Genomic DNA, 18,665 nt, shown 5'->3' on the forward strand with positions numbered 1-18,665 from the left:
TCCACGGCCGAGTACTCACACCATCCCGAACGGCCGAATCGTCACACCGGTCACGGCTGACCAGGACATCTCATCAAGATCCTGTTACGAGCTCTAAGGGTCATTCACGAATCAGGGAAAGGGGGTTCTGTTCGTATGCCCGGCTGTTCGGCGGATGACGCGGTCCGTGACCAGAGCCCGGACGCTGACGCACCGGCCGGCAGGCCGGTTCGCTCGCGGGACTTCGCCTTGTTCCTCACGGCGCGTGCGGCCGCCCGGCTGGGCGAGACCATGCTGCCCGTCGCTCTGGCCGCGGGCCTCCTGCACGTCGGCTACGACGCCGGCGCGGTGGGTCTGGCGATGGCCGCCCCGCTGGCGAGTTTCGTGGCCCTGATCCTCTTCGGCGGTGTCTTCGCCGACCGGGTGGACACCCGGCGGCTGATGATCGCCGCCGACCTGGCCCGGGTCGCCACGCAGGCACTCACCGCCGCCCTCTTCTTCTCCGGCCACGTGGTGCTGTGGCAGGTCTGCGCGATCGGAGCGGTGAGCGGCGCGGCCACGGCCGTCTTCCAGCCCGGGGTGGCCAGCACGATCCCGGCCCTCGTCGACGACGTACAGAAGGCCAACGGCGCGATCCGGGTCGCGGAGTCCGTCATGGCGCTTGCGGGCCCCGCGCTCGCCGGCGTGGGCGTCGCGTTCGCCCCGGCGGGCGGCGTCTTCGTCCTGCACGCCGGAACGTACCTGCTCAGCGCGGTCTGTCTGCTCCTGATCCGGCACCGGCCGCAGGCGCCGGAAGACGGCCGTGGCCGCGCACCCGGCGGCAAGCAGCGCCCCACCAGCGTCCTTCGTGATCTGCAGGAAGGCTGGCAGGAGTTCACGGCCCGTACGTGGCTGTGGAGCGTCATCGTGATCTGGTGCGTGCTCACCCTCACCGTGTGGGGGCCCGCGGTGCCGTTGGTCGCGGCGAGCGTGGTCGACGAGCACGGGCCGCGTTCCTTCGGCCTGATCAGTTCCGCGCTGGGAGCCGGCACGATCCTCGGCGGGCTGCTCGCCCTGCGGTTGCGTCCGCTGCGGATGCTGCGTGCCGGCGCGCTCGCCTTTGCCGGCTTCGCCCTCTACCCGGCTTCCGTCGGCGCGCATCTGCCGGTACCGGCGATCGCGCTCTGTATGGCGGTGGCGGGCGCCGGAATGTCGTTCTGGGGAGTGATGTGGTCCACGAGCATCCAGACCCAGGTACCAACGGCCGTGCTCAACAGGGTCTCCGCGTACGACCTGGCCGGTTCGCTGGTCATGCTGCCGGTTGGACAGGCGCTCGCGGGCCCGGCCTCCTCCCTCTTCGGTACGGGCCGCGTCCTGCTCGGCAGCGGGGTGATGACCCTGGCCGTGTCGGGGGCCCTCCTGGCCGTCCCGGCCGTGCGTCGGCTGCGTCGGGCCGACGCCCCCGAGGACAGGTGAGCCGCCATGACGCCCGCTTCCACCCACGTCCGCTGGGCGGACACCGCCCGCGTGCTGGCCGTGCTCCGTCCGCTACGGGCGGCGCTCACCGCCGCAGAGCACGCGCGCGCCGCCCTTTTCGCCTCGCCGCTCGACCGGGAGGACTACCTGGCGGCTCACCTGCTGGTCCGTGCGTGCGCCGCCCGTGCCACCGGGGCGGAGGCCGCCGGTCTCTCGTACACCCACTCGTGCCCCGACTGCGGTGCCACGGACCACGGCCGGCCCCGGATCCCCGAGCTCCCGGAGCTGTCCGTCAGCCTGAGCCACACCGCGGGTCGCGTAGCGGCCGCCGCCGGCCCCGGGAGGGTGGCCGTGGACATCGAGGGGACGTCCCTGAACTCCGTCCGCCTCGCCGCGGCGCACCGGATGCTCACGCCGAGGGAGCGGGCGGCGGTCGAGGCGGCCCCGGACCCGCAGGCGTGCGCAGCCCTCCACTGGACCTACAAGGAGTGCCTCGTGAAATGGGGTGACGCCGCCCTGCACAGCACGGGGAGGATCGAAGCTCCCCCGCTGGTCCTGCGGCAAGGCCCCGTGCGGCGGGATGACCGCTGGCTCTGGACCTGGGTGGACGGCGGCGCGAACGGAACAAGCGGAACCACTATGACGTCCGAGCGTCCCGAAATCGAAGGTCCGGGACGCCTTGAAAGCCTTCTGACAGCGACACCCTGATGACTGCGGGGGGAGTGGTCGGCTGCCGTTCAACGGGGTGGGGGGATTTTGACACTCAATTACAAGAATGTGAGCACACGTGTCGCGGCCCACTTGGGTGGGTTACCGAGAAGTTTCTGGATCGTATTCACCGGTCAGTTCATCAACCGCATCGGCAGTATGGCCGTCCCCTTTCTGGTCCTTTATCTGGGAGACAGGGAGTCTCGACCCGGAACGCCGGATTCGTGCTCGGCACGGTCGGCGTCGGCGGGCTCGTCTCCCAGCTGGTAGGGGGTTTGCTCGCCGACAGGTGGGGCCCTCGTCTTGCCCTGGTGACCGGCCTTCTCGCGAGTTCCGTCGCCATCGCCCTGCTGGCCGTGGCCCGCGGCCTGCCGATGATATTGGCCGCAGCCCTGCTGGTCGGCGTCGCGGCGGACGTCTACCGGCCGGCCGCCGCCGCGCTGGTCGCCGCCGCCGTGCCGAGTGCGGACCGACCGCGCGCCTACAGCCTCATCTACTGGGCCGTCAATCTCGGTGTGGCACTGGGCGGTCTGGTCGCCGGTCTGCTCGCCGGGCACGGCTACTGGATGCTGTTTTCGTCTGGCCCGGCCCGAGGAGGTCGCCTCAGCGGTCCTGTGGCTCTCCTCCGCCGAGGCTTCCTACGTCACCGGCCAGGCGCTGGCCGTCGACGGGGGCTGGACCGCTCACTGACGTTCCCCATGCCTGTCCAGCGCCGCACTGAAAGGCCCTGATCTGCATGACCGACCGCCATATCTCCCTGGTCGACACCTACGCCCTGTCGCAGCGGACGCCGTCGGCTTCTTCGACGCCGGATACACGCCGGTCAGGGTCCAGAGCACCCTCGACGTGCCGGCGCTCTACGCGGGCAGGCCGGATCCGCACCCCTATGCGGCGGATCTGGTGCACCGCGGGGACGTGCGGGCAACGGCGGCGAAGCTGGCGGAATTCGAGCCGGTCGCCGTGGTGGGGGGAGGAGAGCTCGGCGTCGATGGCCCACGACGTGGACGAGGTCCTGCCGCGCGACCTCGGCACCGTCCGCTTCCTCGACGGGCACGGCTTCTACGAGCTGGAAGACGCCCCGGCGAACGGCCGGGCCGCCTGAGGTGCCCGCCCCCCCCGTGACCGGCCCTACACGTGAGGAATTCCGACATGGACGCCATGAACTCCGCGCCTCCCGCTGCTGACGGGGCCCGGCGCACCGTCACCGCCGCCGTCGTCCAGGCGGCCGCCCCGCTGTTCGACACGCCGACCGCGCTGGTGCGTGCGGAGGAACTCATCCGTGAAGCCGCCTTCGTCCACCGAGCCGAGGTGGTGGTCCTGCCCGAGGCGTTCCTCGGCGGCTACCCGAAAGGCCTGGACTTCGGCATCACCGTGGGCAGCCGTACCCCGGCCGGCCGGGACCTGTTCCGCCGCTACCACGCCGCCGCCATCGACGTCCCCGGCCCCGAGGTCAGCGCCCTGGCGGCCCTCGCCCGGGAACTCGGCATCCACGCCGTGGTCGGGGCGGTCGAACGCCAGGGCGGCACCCTGTACTGCGTCGCGCTCTTCTTCGGCCCCGAAGGCTACCTGGGCCTGCACCGCAAGCTGATGCCGACGGCGGCCGAACGCTACCTCTGGGGGCAGGGCGACGGTTCGACGCTCACGGTCGTCGACACCGGCACTGCCCGCCTCGGCGCGGCGATCTGCTGGGAGAACTACATGCCGCTGTTCCGCACCGCGATGTACGCCAAGGGGGTCGACCTCTGGTGCGCCCCGACCGTGGACGACCGCGACGCCTGGCAGGCCAGCATGCGCCACATCGCCCTGGAGGGGCGGTGCTTCGTCCTCAGCGCCAACCAGTACCTGCGCCGCGATGCCCTGCCGGACGACGTCCGCCCGGTCCAGGGAAACGATCCCGGCACGGTCCTGATCGGCGGAGGCTCCGTCGTCGTCTCCCCGCTCGGAGAGGTCCTGGCGGGCCCACTGCGCGATGGCGAAGGCATCCTGGCCGTCGAACTCGACCTCGACGACCTCGTCCGCGCACGCTTCGACTTCGACCCGACCGGCCACTATGCCCGCCCCGACGTCTTCACCCTCGACGTCGACGAATCCACCCACTCCACCGTCACCACGACCTGACCCCGAACGCCGCGTCGCGCTCACGGAAAAGTCCGGATCAGGCGGCCACGGTGACCGCGTACCGGGCAGTCGTCACTGGTGCGGTGCCTTGCGGACGAGGCCGACGGCGGGTCGGCTGCTCCTCGAGCTGGACGGCCGTTTCGTCAGCCGGGACCCGGCCCTACGAGCGGGCGGCAGGCTCCTTCCTGGACGTCGCCGGCACGGTGCTGCTCGGCCCCGCCGGCCTGGACGGAAGTCCAGGCCAGCGGGGCTCTTGCCGTTTGCGGAGCGGCAGGTGGCCGATCGCAGGAACGAATTGCGGCCGCCAGACCCCGGAGCGGGGTCAGGACTTCGGCACGGTGTTGATGTAGTTGGTGCCGGCACTGTAGAAGCCGTCCACCGTTTTCTGGACATCTGCCTGAGAGACGGCCTCACCGGCCTTGTAGTAGAACCAGTTGACCTTCATGTCCCATGTGCGTGGACCACCGGTGAAGGGAAGGTCGATGAGCCAGTTGCTGAAGTGGATGTCCATCTTCTCGTGCGGGACGTACTTGCCGGAGCTGGTGAACAGCTCCTTGCCGTCCAGGGAGTAGGTGACCTTTCCGTTCACGGCGGTGATCATCATGATGTGCCAGCCCTCGAGGTGTTGCTTGAGCGCGTGGGTGACCCGGTCCGGCGGATCGGCCTTGTACCAGCTCGTGGTGTCGAGTCGCGGACCCACCGAACCCCAGCCGCCGTTCGGCATGTACTCGCAGTCGAGTTCGCTGTAGTCCGTCGAGGAGTCCGAGGCGGAAATCGGGAAGAAGGTCTGGACGACGTGGTCGCCGTTGCGACCGCTTGTGGGCTTGTCGCTCAGGTAGACCCGAGCGGCGAAGGTCCCCGTGAAGAGGGCGGTACCGGTGCTCTGCACCTCGACCTGCTTGGTGCCCTGCTTGGTGCCGTCGGTGGAGGCCTGCAGCTGCAGGACCCTGCCCCCCTGGGCGGTCGTGTCGGAGGGGAAGCTGGCACCAGCGGTGGACCAGCTGTCCTTGATCCCCGGGCCACCCCCACCGGTACGGACCTCCCAGCCGTGGGCGGTGAGCGAGGGGTCGTCGGGGCCGCTGTAGTGGAAGTCGTCGAACAGGGTTCCCGGCGGTCCGGGCGGGGTCGGCGAGGCGCTGGGGGCGGGCGCGGCGGCATCGTCACTGGGGGCGCCGGAACACGCGGCGAGCACGCACAGGAGGGCAGGCAGCGTGAGCGCGGTCCAGACGCGGCGACGAGAGGTGCGGCGGGGCTGGCTCACACGGGCTCCTTGGGGCGTAGAGGCGGTACCTGGACGCGCCCTTTGCATGAGGATCACTGGCTGATCACACGAGGGGGTCATCCTAAGGTTCGGGGTGCCCACCGGAGTGACCTACGCGACCCCGGCCACCGCTGGTCCCGGCGGAACGGCTCCGGCTGAACACGCACCGATCAGTGCCGGGCGGCCGTGTGGGCAGGCCTACTAACCGGTATCACCGATTCCATTTCGATCTGATTACAGCACCTGAGCGGATCGTGCCAAATGGCGACATCGAGCCCAAGTCGACTCAGCCCGGTGCACTAGCGTTCGCCTGCGATCCCGCGGTCTACGTACCCTGCAATGAAAGGCCCTCGCAAGGTGCGCCCAGTCGTCACTTCCATCGAACGCGGACCGGCGCACCAGGCACAGCCTGACATGTCCGAGTCGAGCTTTGAGGAGCCCGCTCCCGCACCGGTGTTCGTCGACCAGTCGGGTCTGCGCGGCCGTCTGTTGCGGGGCTTGGGCTGGCCGGTCTCCGTGGTCGGCGCGATCCTGGCGGTCGCCATGGGCAGCAGCCTGATCGGTGTGCAGGCGGACGCCCCGGCGATGGGCATACCCGCGCAGCCCTCGCGGTCGCCCGCCCCCTCGCCCTCACCCGTGCCGTCGCTGTCGCCCACCCCGCCGTCCGCACCTCGGACGGCCGCGCGGTCGGCTACACCCCGGACGAAGTCCTCGGCCACCACATCGAAGCTCACGGCCACCACATCGAAACCGACGACCACCACGTCGAAGCCGACGACCACCGCGCCGCACGGGGCAAGGCCTTCGGGCCCACCGGCCAAGCACCCCTGATCGCCCGCACCACCCATCTCCAGGAGCGTCATTGTCCCGCCACCAGCGCCGCCGGCAGTCCGTGCTGAGGCCGCGCCGACTGGCCGCGCCGCCACTGCGCTTCTTCATGCCGCTGTCCCTGCTGGCGTGCCTGCTTGCGCTCCTCGTCCTGCGCGGCCTCGCCACCAATGAGGCGTTCCACGACTCCCGGATCGCGATCTCGGTCGACAAGACGACCGTGCCGGACAACCTGCTCAAGGGCGGTCCGATCATCGACGCGCGCGGCACCAAGAACGCGCAGCCCGTGAGCTATCACATACCCGACCGCACCGTGGTTCTGAGCTTCGACGACGGTCCCTCGCCGGAGTGGACTCCGAAGATCCTGGAGGTGCTCGCGGCCCGCAACGTCCGTGCGGACTTCTTCGTGACCGGCGCCATGACCACGCGCAACCCGGAGCTGATCCGGCAGATCGTCGCGGGCGGCCACGAACTCGGCGTGCACACCTTCACCCACCCCGATCTGGTGTACCAGTCCCACGCCCGGATCAGCTGGGAGATGGCGCAGACGCAGCTGGCGCTGGCCGGCGTCGCGGGCGTCCACAGCGCGCTGTTCCGTCCGCCGTACTCCTCCGACGCCTCGGCGATGGACGACTGGAACTACCCGGTGATCAAGTATGTGGGCGCGCGCGGCTACCTCACCGCGTTCATCGACCGCGACACCGACGACTGGAAGCGTCCCGGCGTCGAGGAGATCGTCAAGGCGGCGATGCCGTCCAAGCCCGGTGCGGGCGCGCTGATCCTGCTGCACGACGCGGGGGGTGACCGCACCCAGACCATCACCGCGCTCGGGCAGATCATCGACAAGCTGCAGGCCCAGGGCTACCGCTTCACCACCATCTCCGAGGCACTCGGCGCCTCCAGCGCCACCGTGCCGGTGCACGGATTCCAGCTGTGGGCGGGCAAGGGATTCATCTGGGCCACCCACGTCGCCGTGCTCACCCTGCCGGTGCTGGTCGGGCTGCTGGCCCTCGTCGGCTTCCTCAACTTCGGCCGGTTCGCGCTGATGCTCGTCCTCGCACCGATCCACGCCCGCCGCTCCAAGCGGCGGGACGCCTGGGGACCGCCCGTCACCGAGCCGGTCACCGTACTGGTCCCGGCCTACAACGAGCGCGAGTGCATAGCCAACACCCTCAACTCCCTGGCCGCCAGCGACTATGCGATCGAGGTGATCGTCATCGACGACGGCTCCACGGACGGCACCGCGGACATCGTCGAGGAGATGGACCTGCCGTTCGTCCGGTTGATCCGCAAGGTCAACGGCGGCAAGTCCCGCGCGCTCAACACCGGTATCGCGGCCGCCTCGCACGACATCATCGTGATGATGGACGGCGACACCGTCTTCGAGCCGTCCACCGTGCGCGAGCTGGTCCAGCCCTTCGGCGACCCGGCGATCGGCGCGGTCGCGGGCAACGCCAAGGTCGGCAACCGCGAGAGCCTGATCGGAGCCTGGCAGCACATCGAGTACGTCCTCGGCCACAATCTGGACCGCCGGATGTACGACATGCTGGGCGTCATCCCGACCATTCCCGGCGCGGTCGGTGCCTTCCGCATCGAGGTCCTGCAGCGGGTCGGCGGGATGAGCGACGACACCCTCGCCGAGGACACCGACATCACCATCGCGGTGCTCTGCGACGGCTGGAGGATCGTCTACGCCGAGCACGCCCGCGCCTGGACCGAGGCTCCCGCCAGCCTCCAGCAGCTCTGGTCCCAGCGGTACCGCTGGAGCTACGGCAGCATGCAGGCGATGTGGAAGCACCGTGGCGCGGTGACCTCCCGCGGTCCGGCCGGGCGCTTCGGCCGACTCGGGCTGCCGCTCGTCGTGCTGTTCGGCGTGGTCGCCCCGCTGCTGGCGCCGCTGGTCGACTTGTTCCTGCTCTACGGCGTGCTGTTCGGGGACGCCCCACTCACGCTCACGAGCTGGGGCGGCTTCATTCTGCTCCAGGCCGCACTTTCCTGGTACGCCTTTCGGCTCGACCGTGAGAAGCCCTGGCACCTGATCAGCCTGCCGATCCAGCAACTGGTGTACCGGCAGCTGATGTACATCGTCCTGTTGCAGTCCGCGATCACGGCGATGACCGGTGGCAGACTGCGCTGGCAGAAGCTCCGGCGCACCGGCGAGGTCGCTGCACCGGTGGAGGCATGACCGTGACTGCATCCATCGAGCTCGGGCGCACCCAGGACACCGTCCAGTTGAGAGTCCCCGCCGTTCTGCGACAGGAGCCGGATCCGCAGGCACCGTCCGAACGAAAGGGCGGCCGGGACCGTTATCTCGACCTACTGCGCGCGCTGGCGCTGGTTCGCGTGGCGCTGTACCACAACTTCGGCTGGTTCTGGCTGCCCCTCGTCTTCCCGTCGATGGGCGTGATGTTCGCGCTGGCCGGCTCGCTGATGGCCCGCTCGCTCAGCCGTCCCGCTCTCGGCGTGATCCGCGGCCGACTGCGCCGGCTGCTGCCGCCGATGTGGCTGTTCGGCGCCGCCATGATCGCCCTCCAGATCCTCGACGGCTGGGGCCCCCATTCCGACGGCCATCCCACCTGGTGGTGGGCCAAGCTGGGGTTCTGGATCCTGCCGCTGAGCACTCCGCCGTACGCGGACGACCTGCCCGGTTTCCACCATCTCGTGGAACACACCTGGGCCGCGCAGATCATCGTCCCGCTCTGGTACCTCCGGGCCTACCTGTGGTACGTCCTGCTCTCACCGCTGATGCTCCGGGCACTGCGACGAATTCCGGTGGTGACGCTGTTCACTCCCCTGGCGCTGTTGATCGTCATGAACACGTTCTTCGCCGACCAGGAGTTCATCTACAGCCGGGTCTGGGAGACCGCCAACGACTTCACCATGTTCGGCTCCTGCTGGATCCTCGGCATGGCCCACCAGGAGGGGCTGCTCAAGAAGATCCCGCAGTACGTACTGCCGTCCATCGCGCCGCTGATCATGGTGGCCGGCTTCTGGTACCTGCAGACCCGGCCGGTCGATCCGACCGAACCGACCGACATCGAGTCCTGGCCGATTGCCCAGGCCCTGTGGTCCCTCGGCTTCGTTGCCATCCTGCTCCACGTCAGCCCGTCCTGGGAGCAGTGGCCCAGGCCTCTGGAACGCTGGAACGGCCTGGTCAGCCTGCTCAACGCGCGCGCTGTCAGCGTCTACCTCTGGCACGAGACCGCGCTGGTGGTTGCCGTCCCGCTGATCGACCCCCTCTGGAGCGTCCCCTTCTTCTACAAGAACCTCCAGTGGCTGCTGGCCAGCCCATGGTTCACGCTGCTGGTGGCCATCCCGCTGCTCGGCCTGCTGCTGCTGACCTTCGGCTGGGTCGAGGACGTGGCCGCCAAACGCTCGCCGCGGCTCTTGCCGTACGCGCGCCGCCGACGGGGCAGGCGCCGGGCCGCCGACTGACGTGGGCTGAGTCTGGATCAAGGGGCCTCCTCAGACTACGGAGAGCAGGTCCACCACGAAGACGAGCGTGGAACCTGCCGGGATCAACGGCGAGGGGGACTGATTGCCGTAGCCGAGGCGCGGGGGAACGATGATCTCGCGCCGACCGCCGACCTTCATCCCCCTGAGTCCCCGGTCCCAGCCCTTGATGACCCTGCCACCCCCCACGGCGAACTTGAACGGCTGGCCCCGGTCCCAGGAGGCGTCGAACTCTTTTCCGGACTCGAAGGTCACCCCGACGTAGTGAACCCGGACAACCCTGCCCGGCTTCGCCTCAGGCCCGTCCCCGACGACGAGGTCCCGGATCGTCAGCTCCTGGGGAGCATCACCCCCCGGAAGTTCGATCTGGGGCTTCGTCAGTTCACTCATCGCAGCCTCATTGCTCTCCGCCGGAATCCCTCGTACAGACCAGCCGGGCGCATGGTCACTCCATGCAGTAGATGATCACGCTACCGAGAACGCTGATCGACTGAAGTACATCAGACCCCACGGAGCACGGCGCGACGTGACCGGGCGTGCTACGTCTTCGGTACGGCCATGGCGAGGGCCGGGAATAGGCTTGGCGATCGGGGCGGAGGGGAGAGGAAGCCGATGTGGCTTCCGAAGACGCTCAGAAGAACCCGAGCCGCTTCGGCGAGTAGCTGACCAGCAGGTTCTTCGTCTGCTGGTAGTGCTCCAGCATCATCTTGTGGGTCTCCCTGCCGATGCCCGACTGCTTGTAGCCGCCGAAGGCGGCGTGCGCCGGGTACGCGTGGTAGCAGTTCGTCCAGACGCGGCCCGCCTGGATCGCGCGGCCCGCGCGGTAGGCCGTGTTGATGTCGCGGGTCCACACGCCCGCGCCGAGGCCGTACGCCGTGTCGTTGGCGATCCGGACCGCGTCGTCGAAGTCCTCGAAGGAGGTCACGGACACCACCGGGCCGAAGATCTCCTCCTGGAAGATCCGCATGCGGTTGTCGCCCTCGAAGACGGTCGGCTCGACATAGAAGCCGCCCGCCAGTTCCCCGCCGTGCTCGATCGCCCCGCCTCCCGTGAGGACCTTCGCGCCCTCCTGCCGGCCGATCTCCACGTACGACAGGATCTTCTCGAGCTGCTCCCGCGAGGCCTGCGCGCCGATCATCGTGTCCGTGTCCAGCGGGTGCCCCGGCACGATCAGTTCGGTACGGGCCACGGCCGCGTCCAGGAAGTCGCCGTAGCGGCCGCGCTCTATCAGGGCGCGGGACGGGCTGGTGCACACCTCGCCCTGGTTGAGGGCGAACATCGTGAAGCCCTCCAGCGCCTTGTCGCGCAGCTCGTCGTCGGTGGTCCAGATGTCGTCGAAGAAGAGGTTCGGGCTCTTGCCGCCCAGCTCCAGGGTGACGGGCTTGAGGTGCTCCGCCGCGTACTGCATGATCAGCCGCCCCGTGGTCGTCTCCCCGGTGAAGGCGATCTTCGCCACGCGCGGGCTGGACGCCAGCGGCTTCCCGGCCTCCTCCCCGAAGCCGTTGACGATGTTCACCACGCCCGGCGGCAGCAGGTCCGCCACCAGGCTCAGCCAGTAGTGCACCGACGCCGGGGTCTGCTCGGCCGGCTTGAGCACCACCGTGTTCCCCGCCGCCAGCGCCGGAGCGAGCTTCCACACCGCCATCAGGATCGGGAAGTTCCACGGGATGATCTGACCTACCACGCCCAGCGGTTCGTGGAAGTGGTACGCCACCGTGTCGTCGTCCAACTGGCTCAGGGCCCCCTCCTGCGCGCGCAGGGCTCCCGCGAAATAGCGGAACTGGTCGACGGCCAGGGGCATGTCGGCCGCCAGGGTCTCCCGTACCGGCTTGCCGTTCTCCCACGTCTCCGCGACCGCGAGCGCCTCCAGGTTCTGCTCCATCCGGTCCGCGATGCGCAGCAGGATCGTGGACCGCTCCGTGACGGAGGTCCGCCCCCAGGCGGGCGCGGCCGCGTGCGCCGCGTCCAGCGCCCGCTCCACGTCCTCCGCCGTACCGCGCGCGACCTCAGTGAAGGTCTGTCCGTTGACGGGGGAGGGGTTCGCGAAGTACTGGCCGCGGGCGGGCTCGACGTATTCGCCGCCGATGAAGTGGGCGTAGCGGGACGCGTACGACATGAGCGCCCCCTCGGTACCGGGCGCAGCGTAGCGGGCCATGGTGTCCTCCCTTGCCGGGCGCCGGCCACCGTCGGACAGCGCTCGCCGGGAGGCTAGGAGCGGGCAGGTTGCGGATACGTTGCGCGCCCACGGCCGGCGGGGCGCGCGAGCTGCCGCACACCGGCCCCTGGCGCGCCGAGCTCCCGGTCCAGGGCGCGTACGCGGGCCAGCGCGGCGGACCGGCCCCGGGAGGCAGCGCCGCCGCCAGCGCCCGCCACGCCTCCCTGTCGTCCGCGCCCCACGGGCTGCACACCCAGTCGGTCAGCAGCCCGGTGTCCGCGCGGGCGATCACGGAGGCCCTCGCCTGGTCCTCGATCCGGCGGCGCAGCCGGACGATTCCCGGCGCCGTGGAGGCTGGCAGGAGGGGGCCGGGGTAGTGGCGGAGGGCGGCGGAGACCGCGCCGGAGGCCAGGTGCCGGGTCAGGGCGGTGAAGTCGGCGTCGAGCGGGCCAGCCGTGCGGTAGGGCCGCGAGAGGGGGCCGACGGGCCCCAACAGTGCGCGCAACCGGGAGATTTCGGCGCGTAAGGTCACCGGTGACACCGACTCGTCCTCGTACAGCTCGATCGCCAGCTCCTCGCCCGACAGCCCCTCCGGGTGCTGCGCGAGCAGCACCATGATCTCGCTGTGCCGCCGTCCCAGCCACACCCGGCGCCCGCCCGTGGCCAGCAGCGCCTCGTCCTGACCCAGCGCGGTGAGGGTGTCCCGGGCGGCCGGTGGGCGGGGGTCGGCCAGGGCCAGCTGGGCCTCCGCCGCCCGCGCCACCGCCTGTACGAAGGCGAGGGAATGGGGGTGGGCGAGACTGTCGCCGCCGGTGATGTCCACCGCCCCCAGCACCCTGCCGGTCCGGGGATCACGCACCGGAGCCGCCGCGCAGGTCCACGGATGGATGCTGCGGCTGAAGTGCTCCGCTCCGAAGACCTGCACGGATTCGCCGACCGCGACCGCCGTGCCGGGAGCGTTGGTCCCCATCGCCGTCTCCGCCCAGCGAGCGCCCGGGACGAAGCCGAGCCGCTCCGCCCGCCGCAGCGTGCCCGGTTCGCCCTCCACCCACAGCAGACTGCCCCGCGCGTCGCAAACCGCCAGCAGATGCGCCCCGTGCGCGGCGAACGCCCCGACGAGGTCCCGGAAGAGCGGCATCACCCGGGCCAGGGGGTGCGCCTCGCGGTACGGCCGCAGCTCCGCCTCCGCCAGCTCCATCCGGGCCGCGCACTCGGGGCTCACCCGGGCCCGGGCACACCGCCGCCAGGACTTCGCGATGACCGCCCGGACCGGAGCCTCGACCCGCCCCTCCAGGGTGAACGCGGCATGCGCCCGGCGCAGTTCCCGGGTGCGCTCGGCGGGATCGGCCCCGCCCGGGAGCGCCACCGAAGGATCGTCCATGTCACCCTCCCGTGGTGCTGCGGTACCCGGAGCGCCCCATCGTCGTCCGGGCACCGGCCCCCGGCAAGCGGCACGTCGGCCACTACGCGGGCCGCCGGGACGCGTAGTGGCCGAATGGTTGCCGCACCGTGCCCTGGTCCCGGCGTCCGGATCCAGTTCCTTTCGGAGCCGGAGCCGGAGCCGGAGCCGGAGCGGAGCCGGAGCTGAAGCGGGGTCCGGGGCCGACGGGCCCCGGAAGCCGCCGCCAGGAGCGGCGCGGCCCGGAGTGGAGCCGGGATGCCACCGGCGCCGGCCACGGAGACCCCGGAGAGCACACGCGCTCCTCACGCGTGACTACCGGGGGTGACGCGGGCGGCCGGGGCAACCCGCTGCGTGGCCGCCCGCGGGCCGGCTGGGGCCGGGCCGCGGCCGGTCCAGGCCGATTCGCGGCCGTCCGGGTGCTCGGGAACGCGCGGTCGTGGTGATGCGTTGAGGGGGTAGTGGTCGACGGCAGGAGGAGGTGTCCGCAGGTGTCCACGAGCGGAAAGGTCGCGGTTGCCGGGGTAGTGGCAGCCATCGTGTTGTTCTGGACGGTCGGGTTCTGGCCGGGGCTGCTGGTGCTGATCGGCGTGCCCGCGGCCGCCTACCTCCTGCTGGACTCCTCTCAGCGGCGTCGCCTGCGGGGCATATCCAGGAAGCAGATCGGCCGCTGACGGCGGCAGGGCCGGCCGGGCTCGGCCTTCGGCGGGAGCCCGGCCGGCCCGGAGGCAGAGTGGGCAGCGCGGGCCGATGGGGCCCCGGCGGCGAGATCAAGCGGCGGTGGTCCCGAAGTGTGCCGCCGTGTCGCGGGGACGCGTACCGGTCGGGAAGAGGGCGTGCGCCCGCTCCGGGGTGCGGTCTGGGGCGGCACCAATGAGTGGCTCGGCGCGCGGTCCGGCGGTCCGGCTCGGGGACCGGTTCGCGCAGCACCCGGGCCGAGGGGTCTACGAGCTGCCGCAGCGCGGGCAGGTGGTCGCCGTCGCCGCCCAGCTCGTCCAGGACGCGCGACGCATGCCGCGCCGTTCCCGTCGGCCAGATCGTTGGGACAGCGGGCCGAGGTCCACCACAGCAGGTGCACGGCTGCACGGCGGAGATCGGCACGGCCGGGCCGGTCAGGACTGTCTCGACCTCGTCCACGGGCGACGGCAGCCCCGACAGCGGATGCCTGAGCCTGCGGTGCTCCCGGCGCTTCTCGGCCCCGGCCGATCGTTCCCGGCAGGGGCCGCTGCCGTCCGCCAGGCCAGCGGCTGGGGCGCGCTCAGTAGTAGTCGCGCATCAAGGCGGTCGCCCAATCGGGCTGCCGCGACTCGCCCCGCGGACCGAACTCGGCCATGTACGGCTTCAGGTCGAGCACGGGCGTGCCGTCCACCGCGTCGAGACCCTCCACGTGCAGGTCCAGGCCGTCCACCTTCACGACCCGGCACCGCGAGACGCCCAGCCGGTTCGGCCGGTTCTTGCCGCGCTGGGCGAAGATGCCGACCAGCGGCCACTCCGGGTTGCCCCGGGGGCGCCGTGCGCCCGTCTCGACCTTCTCCACCGGCACCCGGTCGAAGTGGTAGACCACCTCGACGTGCGAGAAGTCCTCCAGCCCGTACAGCGCCTCCGGGCCGAACCGGCGGCCGTCCAGGCGGATCACCGCCGTCTCACGCCCCCAGTCGTCGTCGACCACCTCCGCGCGGCCACCCACCACCACGCCCACCGGCTCGCACTCCACGGTCACGTTTCCCCCTCTGATTCCGTTGATTCCGTCGGCGGTCAGGCCGGGCGTACCGCGACGCGGTCCAGCGCCGCCAGCAGTCCCGGCAGATCGGGCTCCCCCTGCCGGGGGACCGAGAGCACCTCGCCCGGCTCCTCGTCGAGCACGACGAAGGCGGCGTCACCGGTACGGGCCACCAGTGACCAGCCCGGCCCGTCCACCCGCAGGGTCCGGGCCCCCTCACCCGCGAAGGAGGACCGCACCCGCCCGGGCGGCGGCGGGGTGAGCGTGTACCCCTCGGCCTCCTCCAGCGCCCGGGCGAGCCCGGGATGCGCGGCGGCCGCGGCCCCGCCGTCCGCCGCCACGCGCTCGCGCCAGTCGGACCACTGCCCTGCGATCTGGTCGGCGGCCATCCGCCGCTGCACCGGACCCCAGGCTTCGGCCGACGGCGGCGCCAGCGGCACCCGTCCCGTGCCGTCCGCGCCCTGCTCCGGATCGTGCGGCTCCGGGATCCCGGACGCGGCCACCGACAGCTCCAGCGGCCAGCCGGCCAGCGAGACCACGATCGACCGTTCGTCGGGGGACAGGTCGTACTCCATCCCGCAGTCCCACGAGGCGATGGCCGTGGCCACGAGCGAGACGTCGTCCACGACGACCGTCCAGCGCGCGCCCTCCTCGTCCTGGCCGAGCACCAGCCCGTACCCCTCCCCGGCCGGCTCCACGCCCAGCAGGGAGCAGGCCTCGGGGAAGTCGTCTCCCAGGATGCTCGGGAACTGCGCGGGGGTCAGCAGCACGGCGGTCAGCACGTACAGCGAGCCGCCACCCTCGTCGTCGGACACCTGGCCTCCTGGTAGCTCTTTCGTCGGCGCACCATAACCAGCGGGTAACCCGCACGTCGAGAGCCGGAGGCCGACGATTTCCAAGGCCGCTGCCTGCACGTAGAGTTGGGACCCCGCCACAGAAAGGGACACCCGGTGCAGCGTTACGACCGGCTGAGGGAGATCCTCCGTCTCGACCCCGACAAGGATTTCCTCGCCATCTACCGGCTCACCGCCACTTACGAGTTCCCCTGGGACTTCACGCGCGCCCTGGAACTCGCCCTCTTCCGCACCTACGCCGTCCCCTCCATCGGCGGCCTGCTGGCCGAGACCGCCGAGTTCACGGACCACACCCAGAAGCGTTACGACGACACCGCGCTGCTCCTCGACGCGGTCGTGGAGCACGGCTTCGAGAGCGACACCGCGCGCACCGCGATCCGCCGCGTCAACCAGATGCACCGCAGCTACGACATCTCCAACGAGGACATGCGCTACGTCCTGTGCACTTTCGTGGTGATTCCGGCGCGCTGGCTGGACGCCTACGGCTGGCGTCCGCTGACCCACCACGAGCGCAGGGCCTCCGCGAACTACTACGCAACCCTCGGCCGTCACATGGGCATCACGGACATCCCGGGCTCCTTCGAGGAGTTCGAGACCACCCTGAACGCCTACGAGGAGGCCCACTTCGGCTGGGACGAGGGCGCCCGGACGGTCGCCGACTGCACCCTCGACCTGATGGCCTCCTGGTATCCGGCGCCGCTCGCCCCCGCCGTCCGCGGCGCGAGCCTGGCCCTCCTCGACGAACCGCTGCTGAGTGCCTTCCGGTACGAGCGCCCGCGCCTCCCGGTCCAGCGGCTGGTCCGGGGCGCCCTGCGGCTGCGCGGCCGCGCGGTGCGGCTGCTGCCCCCGCGCAGAGCCCCGCACTACGCCCGCCAGAACCCGGAGATCAAGAGCTACCCCGGTGGCTACGACGTGGGCGAGCTCGGCACGTTCCCCGTGCCCGGCTCAGGCGGCTGCCCCGTTCCCCATCCCCGCCGGCCGGCCGGAGCCGAGGCCCAGCCTCCGGCGTGATCCCGATGGCCTCCACGCATCCCGGACACGGTGCCGACGTACATGCTCATGTCGTGATGCATTGGGTTTCGTCGTGTCACGGGTGACGTGCGGCCAGCACCAGGAAGCGGGTGTCCTCGTCGGCGTACGAGGTCATCTCCCAGCCTGAACGGGTCAACAGCGGACCGAGGTTGGACTCGGCCCGCAGGTCCTCCGGGGTGAGCTCGCGGCCGTGGCGGGCGGCGAGCGCCGCTCGCCCGATCGGGTGAAACAGTGCGAGCCGGCCGCCGGGGCGGACCACCCGGGCCAGTTCGCGCAGGTTCGCCTCCGGGTCGGGCAGATGGGCGATGAGACCGGCCGCGAACACCGCGTCCAGCGCTCCGTCGCGCACGGGCAGCCGGGTCACGTCCGCGAGCAGCAGTTCGCCCTCCGCGCCCCGCCCCGCCCGCTGCGCGGCAGCCAGCATCCCCGCCGTGACGTCGGCGCCGAGCACGATGCCGGCGGGCCCGACCGCGGCGCGCAGCGGGGTCAGGGCCCGCCCGGTGCCGCAGCCCGCGTCGAGCACGCGGTCGCCGGGCCGCAGGCCGAACTCGGCCACGGCGGTCGCGAAGGCGGGCCCGTCCTCGGGGAACTTGCGGTCCCAGTTGGCGGCGCGCGCTCCGAAGAACTCCTGCACGTGTGTGTGGTCCTCGCTCATGCGCCCATGATCCCCCACCGCCACACCCCGTGTGGCTCTGCGGACCGTGCGCAAGGTGGCACGTGCGGCGATCGGAGATGAACGTATCTCTGTCATATTCCAGCAGTTCCAGCGTCTTTCGAAATGCGCCCCTTGTTCGCGACCTCACCCGGACTAGCGTCCGGTGGCCATGGGACACCTGGGACATCTGGACCACGCCGCCTACGGCTGGCTGACACCCGCGCTGTCATACGTGATGGCATCGATCGGCGCCGCCCTCGGGCTGCGCTGCACCGTCCGCGCGCTCGCCGCGACCGGACCCTCCCGGCGCAACTGGCTCCTCACCGCCGCCTCCGCGATCGGCACCGGCATCTGGACGATGCACTTCGTCGCGATGCTCGGCTTCGACGTCACCGGCACCGAGATCCACTACAACGTGCCGCTCACCATCCTCAGCCTGCTCGTCGCCGTGCTGGTCGTCGGCGCCGGCGTCTTCGCCGTCGGCTACGGCAAGGAACGCGGCCGGGCGCTCGTCCTGGGCGGCCTCACCACCGGCCTCGGCGTCGCCAGCATGCACTACCTGGGCATGGCGGCCCTGCGCCTGCACGGCGACGTGTCCTACGACCCGCTCACCGTCGGACTCTCCGTCGCCATCGCCGTGGTCGCGGCCACCGCCGCCCTGTGGGCCGCGCTCCACATCAAGTCACCGGTCGCCGTAGCCGTCGCCTCCCTGGTCATGGGCGCCGCCGTCAGCAGCATGCACTACACCGGGATGACTGCCGTCGCCGTCAGCGTCAGCCCCTCGGACACCGCCCTGCCCGGGGCCACGGCCATGCAGTTCATCTTCCCGCTCGCCGTCGGACTGGGCTCCTACCTGTTCATCACCGCCGCCTTCGTCGCGCTGTCCCCGACCGCCGACGAGCGGGCCGCCTCCGCCTCCGCCCGGCACCTGGGGGAACACGCCGCGGCGGTCCAGTGACCACGCCGACCCCCCGGCCCCGCCGGACGCCCGTACGCACGCACACCGCACGACCGCACGACCGCACCCGTTAGGTACCGCCCCGGAACG

15 protein-coding genes and 3 pseudogenes are annotated in these 18,665 nt (G+C 71.1%); 10 read left to right on the top strand and 8 right to left on the bottom strand.

Annotated elements, in window-relative coordinates:
- The first annotated feature begins 135 nt into the window (after positions 1–135).
- The 5 genes and pseudogenes from AB0D48_RS18580 (at position 136) to AB0D48_RS18600 (ending at position 4,260) form a co-directional block, all read left to right on the top strand.
- The gene (locus tag AB0D48_RS18580) at positions 136–1,434 is read left to right on the top strand and encodes an MFS transporter (protein WP_362397458.1); all 1,299 of its coding nucleotides are present in this window, start codon (positions 136–138) and stop codon (positions 1,432–1,434) included.
- A 6-nt stretch (positions 1,435–1,440) separates the two neighbouring features.
- The gene (locus AB0D48_RS18585; RefSeq protein WP_362397461.1) at positions 1,441–2,142 is read left to right on the top strand and encodes a 4'-phosphopantetheinyl transferase superfamily protein; all 702 of its coding nucleotides are present in this window, start codon (positions 1,441–1,443) and stop codon (positions 2,140–2,142) included.
- A pseudogene (locus AB0D48_RS18590) lies at positions 2,142–2,696 on the top strand (MFS transporter); the annotation flags it as partial. The gene AB0D48_RS18585 and the pseudogene AB0D48_RS18590, both read left to right, overlap by 1 nt.
- A 22-nt stretch (positions 2,697–2,718) precedes the next feature.
- Positions 2,719–2,832 (top strand): annotated as a pseudogene (locus AB0D48_RS18595) (SDR family oxidoreductase); the annotation flags it as partial.
- Positions 2,833–3,291: 459 nt separating this feature from the next.
- Positions 3,292–4,260, top strand: coding sequence for a nitrilase-related carbon-nitrogen hydrolase (locus AB0D48_RS18600; protein WP_362397464.1), 969 nt, complete (start codon positions 3,292–3,294; stop codon positions 4,258–4,260).
- A 322-nt stretch (positions 4,261–4,582) separates the two neighbouring features.
- On the opposite strand, the gene AB0D48_RS18605 is transcribed toward AB0D48_RS18600, so the two are convergent.
- Positions 4,583–5,521, bottom strand: coding sequence for a glycoside hydrolase family 16 protein (locus tag AB0D48_RS18605; protein WP_362397467.1), 939 nt, complete (start codon positions 5,519–5,521; stop codon positions 4,583–4,585).
- A gap of 299 nt (positions 5,522–5,820) precedes the next feature.
- Positions 5,821–6,384 carry a hypothetical protein gene (locus tag AB0D48_RS18610; RefSeq protein ID WP_362397470.1) on the bottom strand — a complete coding sequence of 188 codons (564 nt, stop codon included), beginning with the start codon at positions 6,382–6,384 and terminating at the stop codon, positions 5,821–5,823.
- 74 nt (positions 6,385–6,458) lie between these two features.
- Here AB0D48_RS18610 and AB0D48_RS18615 point away from each other — a divergent pair, with 74 nt between their 5' ends.
- Together AB0D48_RS18615 and AB0D48_RS18620 are read left to right on the top strand one after the other, a co-directional pair.
- Positions 6,459–8,534: a glycosyltransferase gene (locus AB0D48_RS18615; protein WP_362397853.1), complete on the top strand. Its 2,076-nt coding sequence runs from the start codon at positions 6,459–6,461 to the stop codon at positions 8,532–8,534.
- Entirely contained in the window at positions 8,531–9,784 is a 1,254-nt protein-coding gene (locus AB0D48_RS18620; protein ID WP_362397473.1) for an acyltransferase, read from the top strand. The genes AB0D48_RS18615 and AB0D48_RS18620 overlap by 4 nt, the downstream gene beginning before the upstream one ends.
- 30 nt (positions 9,785–9,814) lie before the next feature.
- On the opposite strand, the gene AB0D48_RS18625 is transcribed toward AB0D48_RS18620, so the two are convergent.
- The 3 genes and pseudogenes from AB0D48_RS18625 to AB0D48_RS18635 all read right to left on the bottom strand — a co-directional run bounded on the left by AB0D48_RS18625 (position 9,815) and on the right by AB0D48_RS18635 (position 13,338).
- Positions 9,815–10,192 (bottom strand): FKBP-type peptidyl-prolyl cis-trans isomerase, encoded by a 378-nt coding sequence (locus AB0D48_RS18625; protein WP_362397476.1) that lies wholly within the window; start codon positions 10,190–10,192, stop codon positions 9,815–9,817.
- Between the two features lie 241 nt (positions 10,193–10,433).
- Positions 10,434–11,957, bottom strand: coding sequence for an aldehyde dehydrogenase family protein (locus tag AB0D48_RS18630; RefSeq protein WP_362397478.1), 1,524 nt, complete (start codon positions 11,955–11,957; stop codon positions 10,434–10,436).
- Between the two features lie 53 nt (positions 11,958–12,010).
- Positions 12,011–13,338, bottom strand: a pseudogene (locus AB0D48_RS18635) (GAF domain-containing protein).
- Positions 13,339–13,847: 509 nt separating this feature from the next.
- Here AB0D48_RS18635 and AB0D48_RS18640 point away from each other — a divergent pair.
- Positions 13,848–14,030 carry a hypothetical protein gene (locus AB0D48_RS18640; RefSeq protein ID WP_362397481.1) on the top strand — a complete coding sequence of 61 codons (183 nt, stop codon included), beginning with the start codon at positions 13,848–13,850 and terminating at the stop codon, positions 14,028–14,030.
- A gap of 584 nt (positions 14,031–14,614) precedes the next feature.
- Here the strand turns inward: AB0D48_RS18640 and AB0D48_RS18645 are convergent.
- Positions 14,615–15,070 carry an SAM-dependent methyltransferase gene (locus tag AB0D48_RS18645; RefSeq protein ID WP_362397856.1) on the bottom strand — a complete coding sequence of 152 codons (456 nt, stop codon included), beginning with the start codon at positions 15,068–15,070 and terminating at the stop codon, positions 14,615–14,617.
- A 41-nt stretch (positions 15,071–15,111) separates the two neighbouring features.
- Positions 15,112–15,891 carry a hypothetical protein gene (locus tag AB0D48_RS18650; RefSeq protein ID WP_362397484.1) on the bottom strand — a complete coding sequence of 260 codons (780 nt, stop codon included), beginning with the start codon at positions 15,889–15,891 and terminating at the stop codon, positions 15,112–15,114.
- A 135-nt stretch (positions 15,892–16,026) separates the two neighbouring features.
- Here AB0D48_RS18650 and AB0D48_RS18655 point away from each other — a divergent pair, with 135 nt between their 5' ends.
- Positions 16,027–16,941, top strand: coding sequence for an oxygenase MpaB family protein (locus AB0D48_RS18655; protein ID WP_362397487.1), 915 nt, complete (start codon positions 16,027–16,029; stop codon positions 16,939–16,941).
- 76 nt (positions 16,942–17,017) lie between these two features.
- Here the strand turns inward: AB0D48_RS18655 and AB0D48_RS18660 are convergent, their stop codons facing one another.
- On the bottom strand, positions 17,018–17,617 hold the full coding sequence (locus tag AB0D48_RS18660) for a methyltransferase domain-containing protein (RefSeq protein WP_362397490.1): 600 nt from the start codon (positions 17,615–17,617) through the stop codon (positions 17,018–17,020).
- A 178-nt stretch (positions 17,618–17,795) separates the two neighbouring features.
- Here AB0D48_RS18660 and AB0D48_RS18665 point away from each other — a divergent pair, with 178 nt between their 5' ends.
- Positions 17,796–18,575, top strand: a complete 780-nt coding sequence (locus AB0D48_RS18665; protein ID WP_362397859.1) for an MHYT domain-containing protein — start codon at positions 17,796–17,798, stop codon at positions 18,573–18,575.
- The last annotated feature ends 90 nt before the right edge of the window (positions 18,576–18,665 follow it).

This window comes from Streptomyces sp. NPDC048269 (assembly GCF_040652395.1).
In the GTDB taxonomy this organism is placed as follows: domain Bacteria; phylum Actinomycetota; class Actinomycetes; order Streptomycetales; family Streptomycetaceae; genus Streptomyces.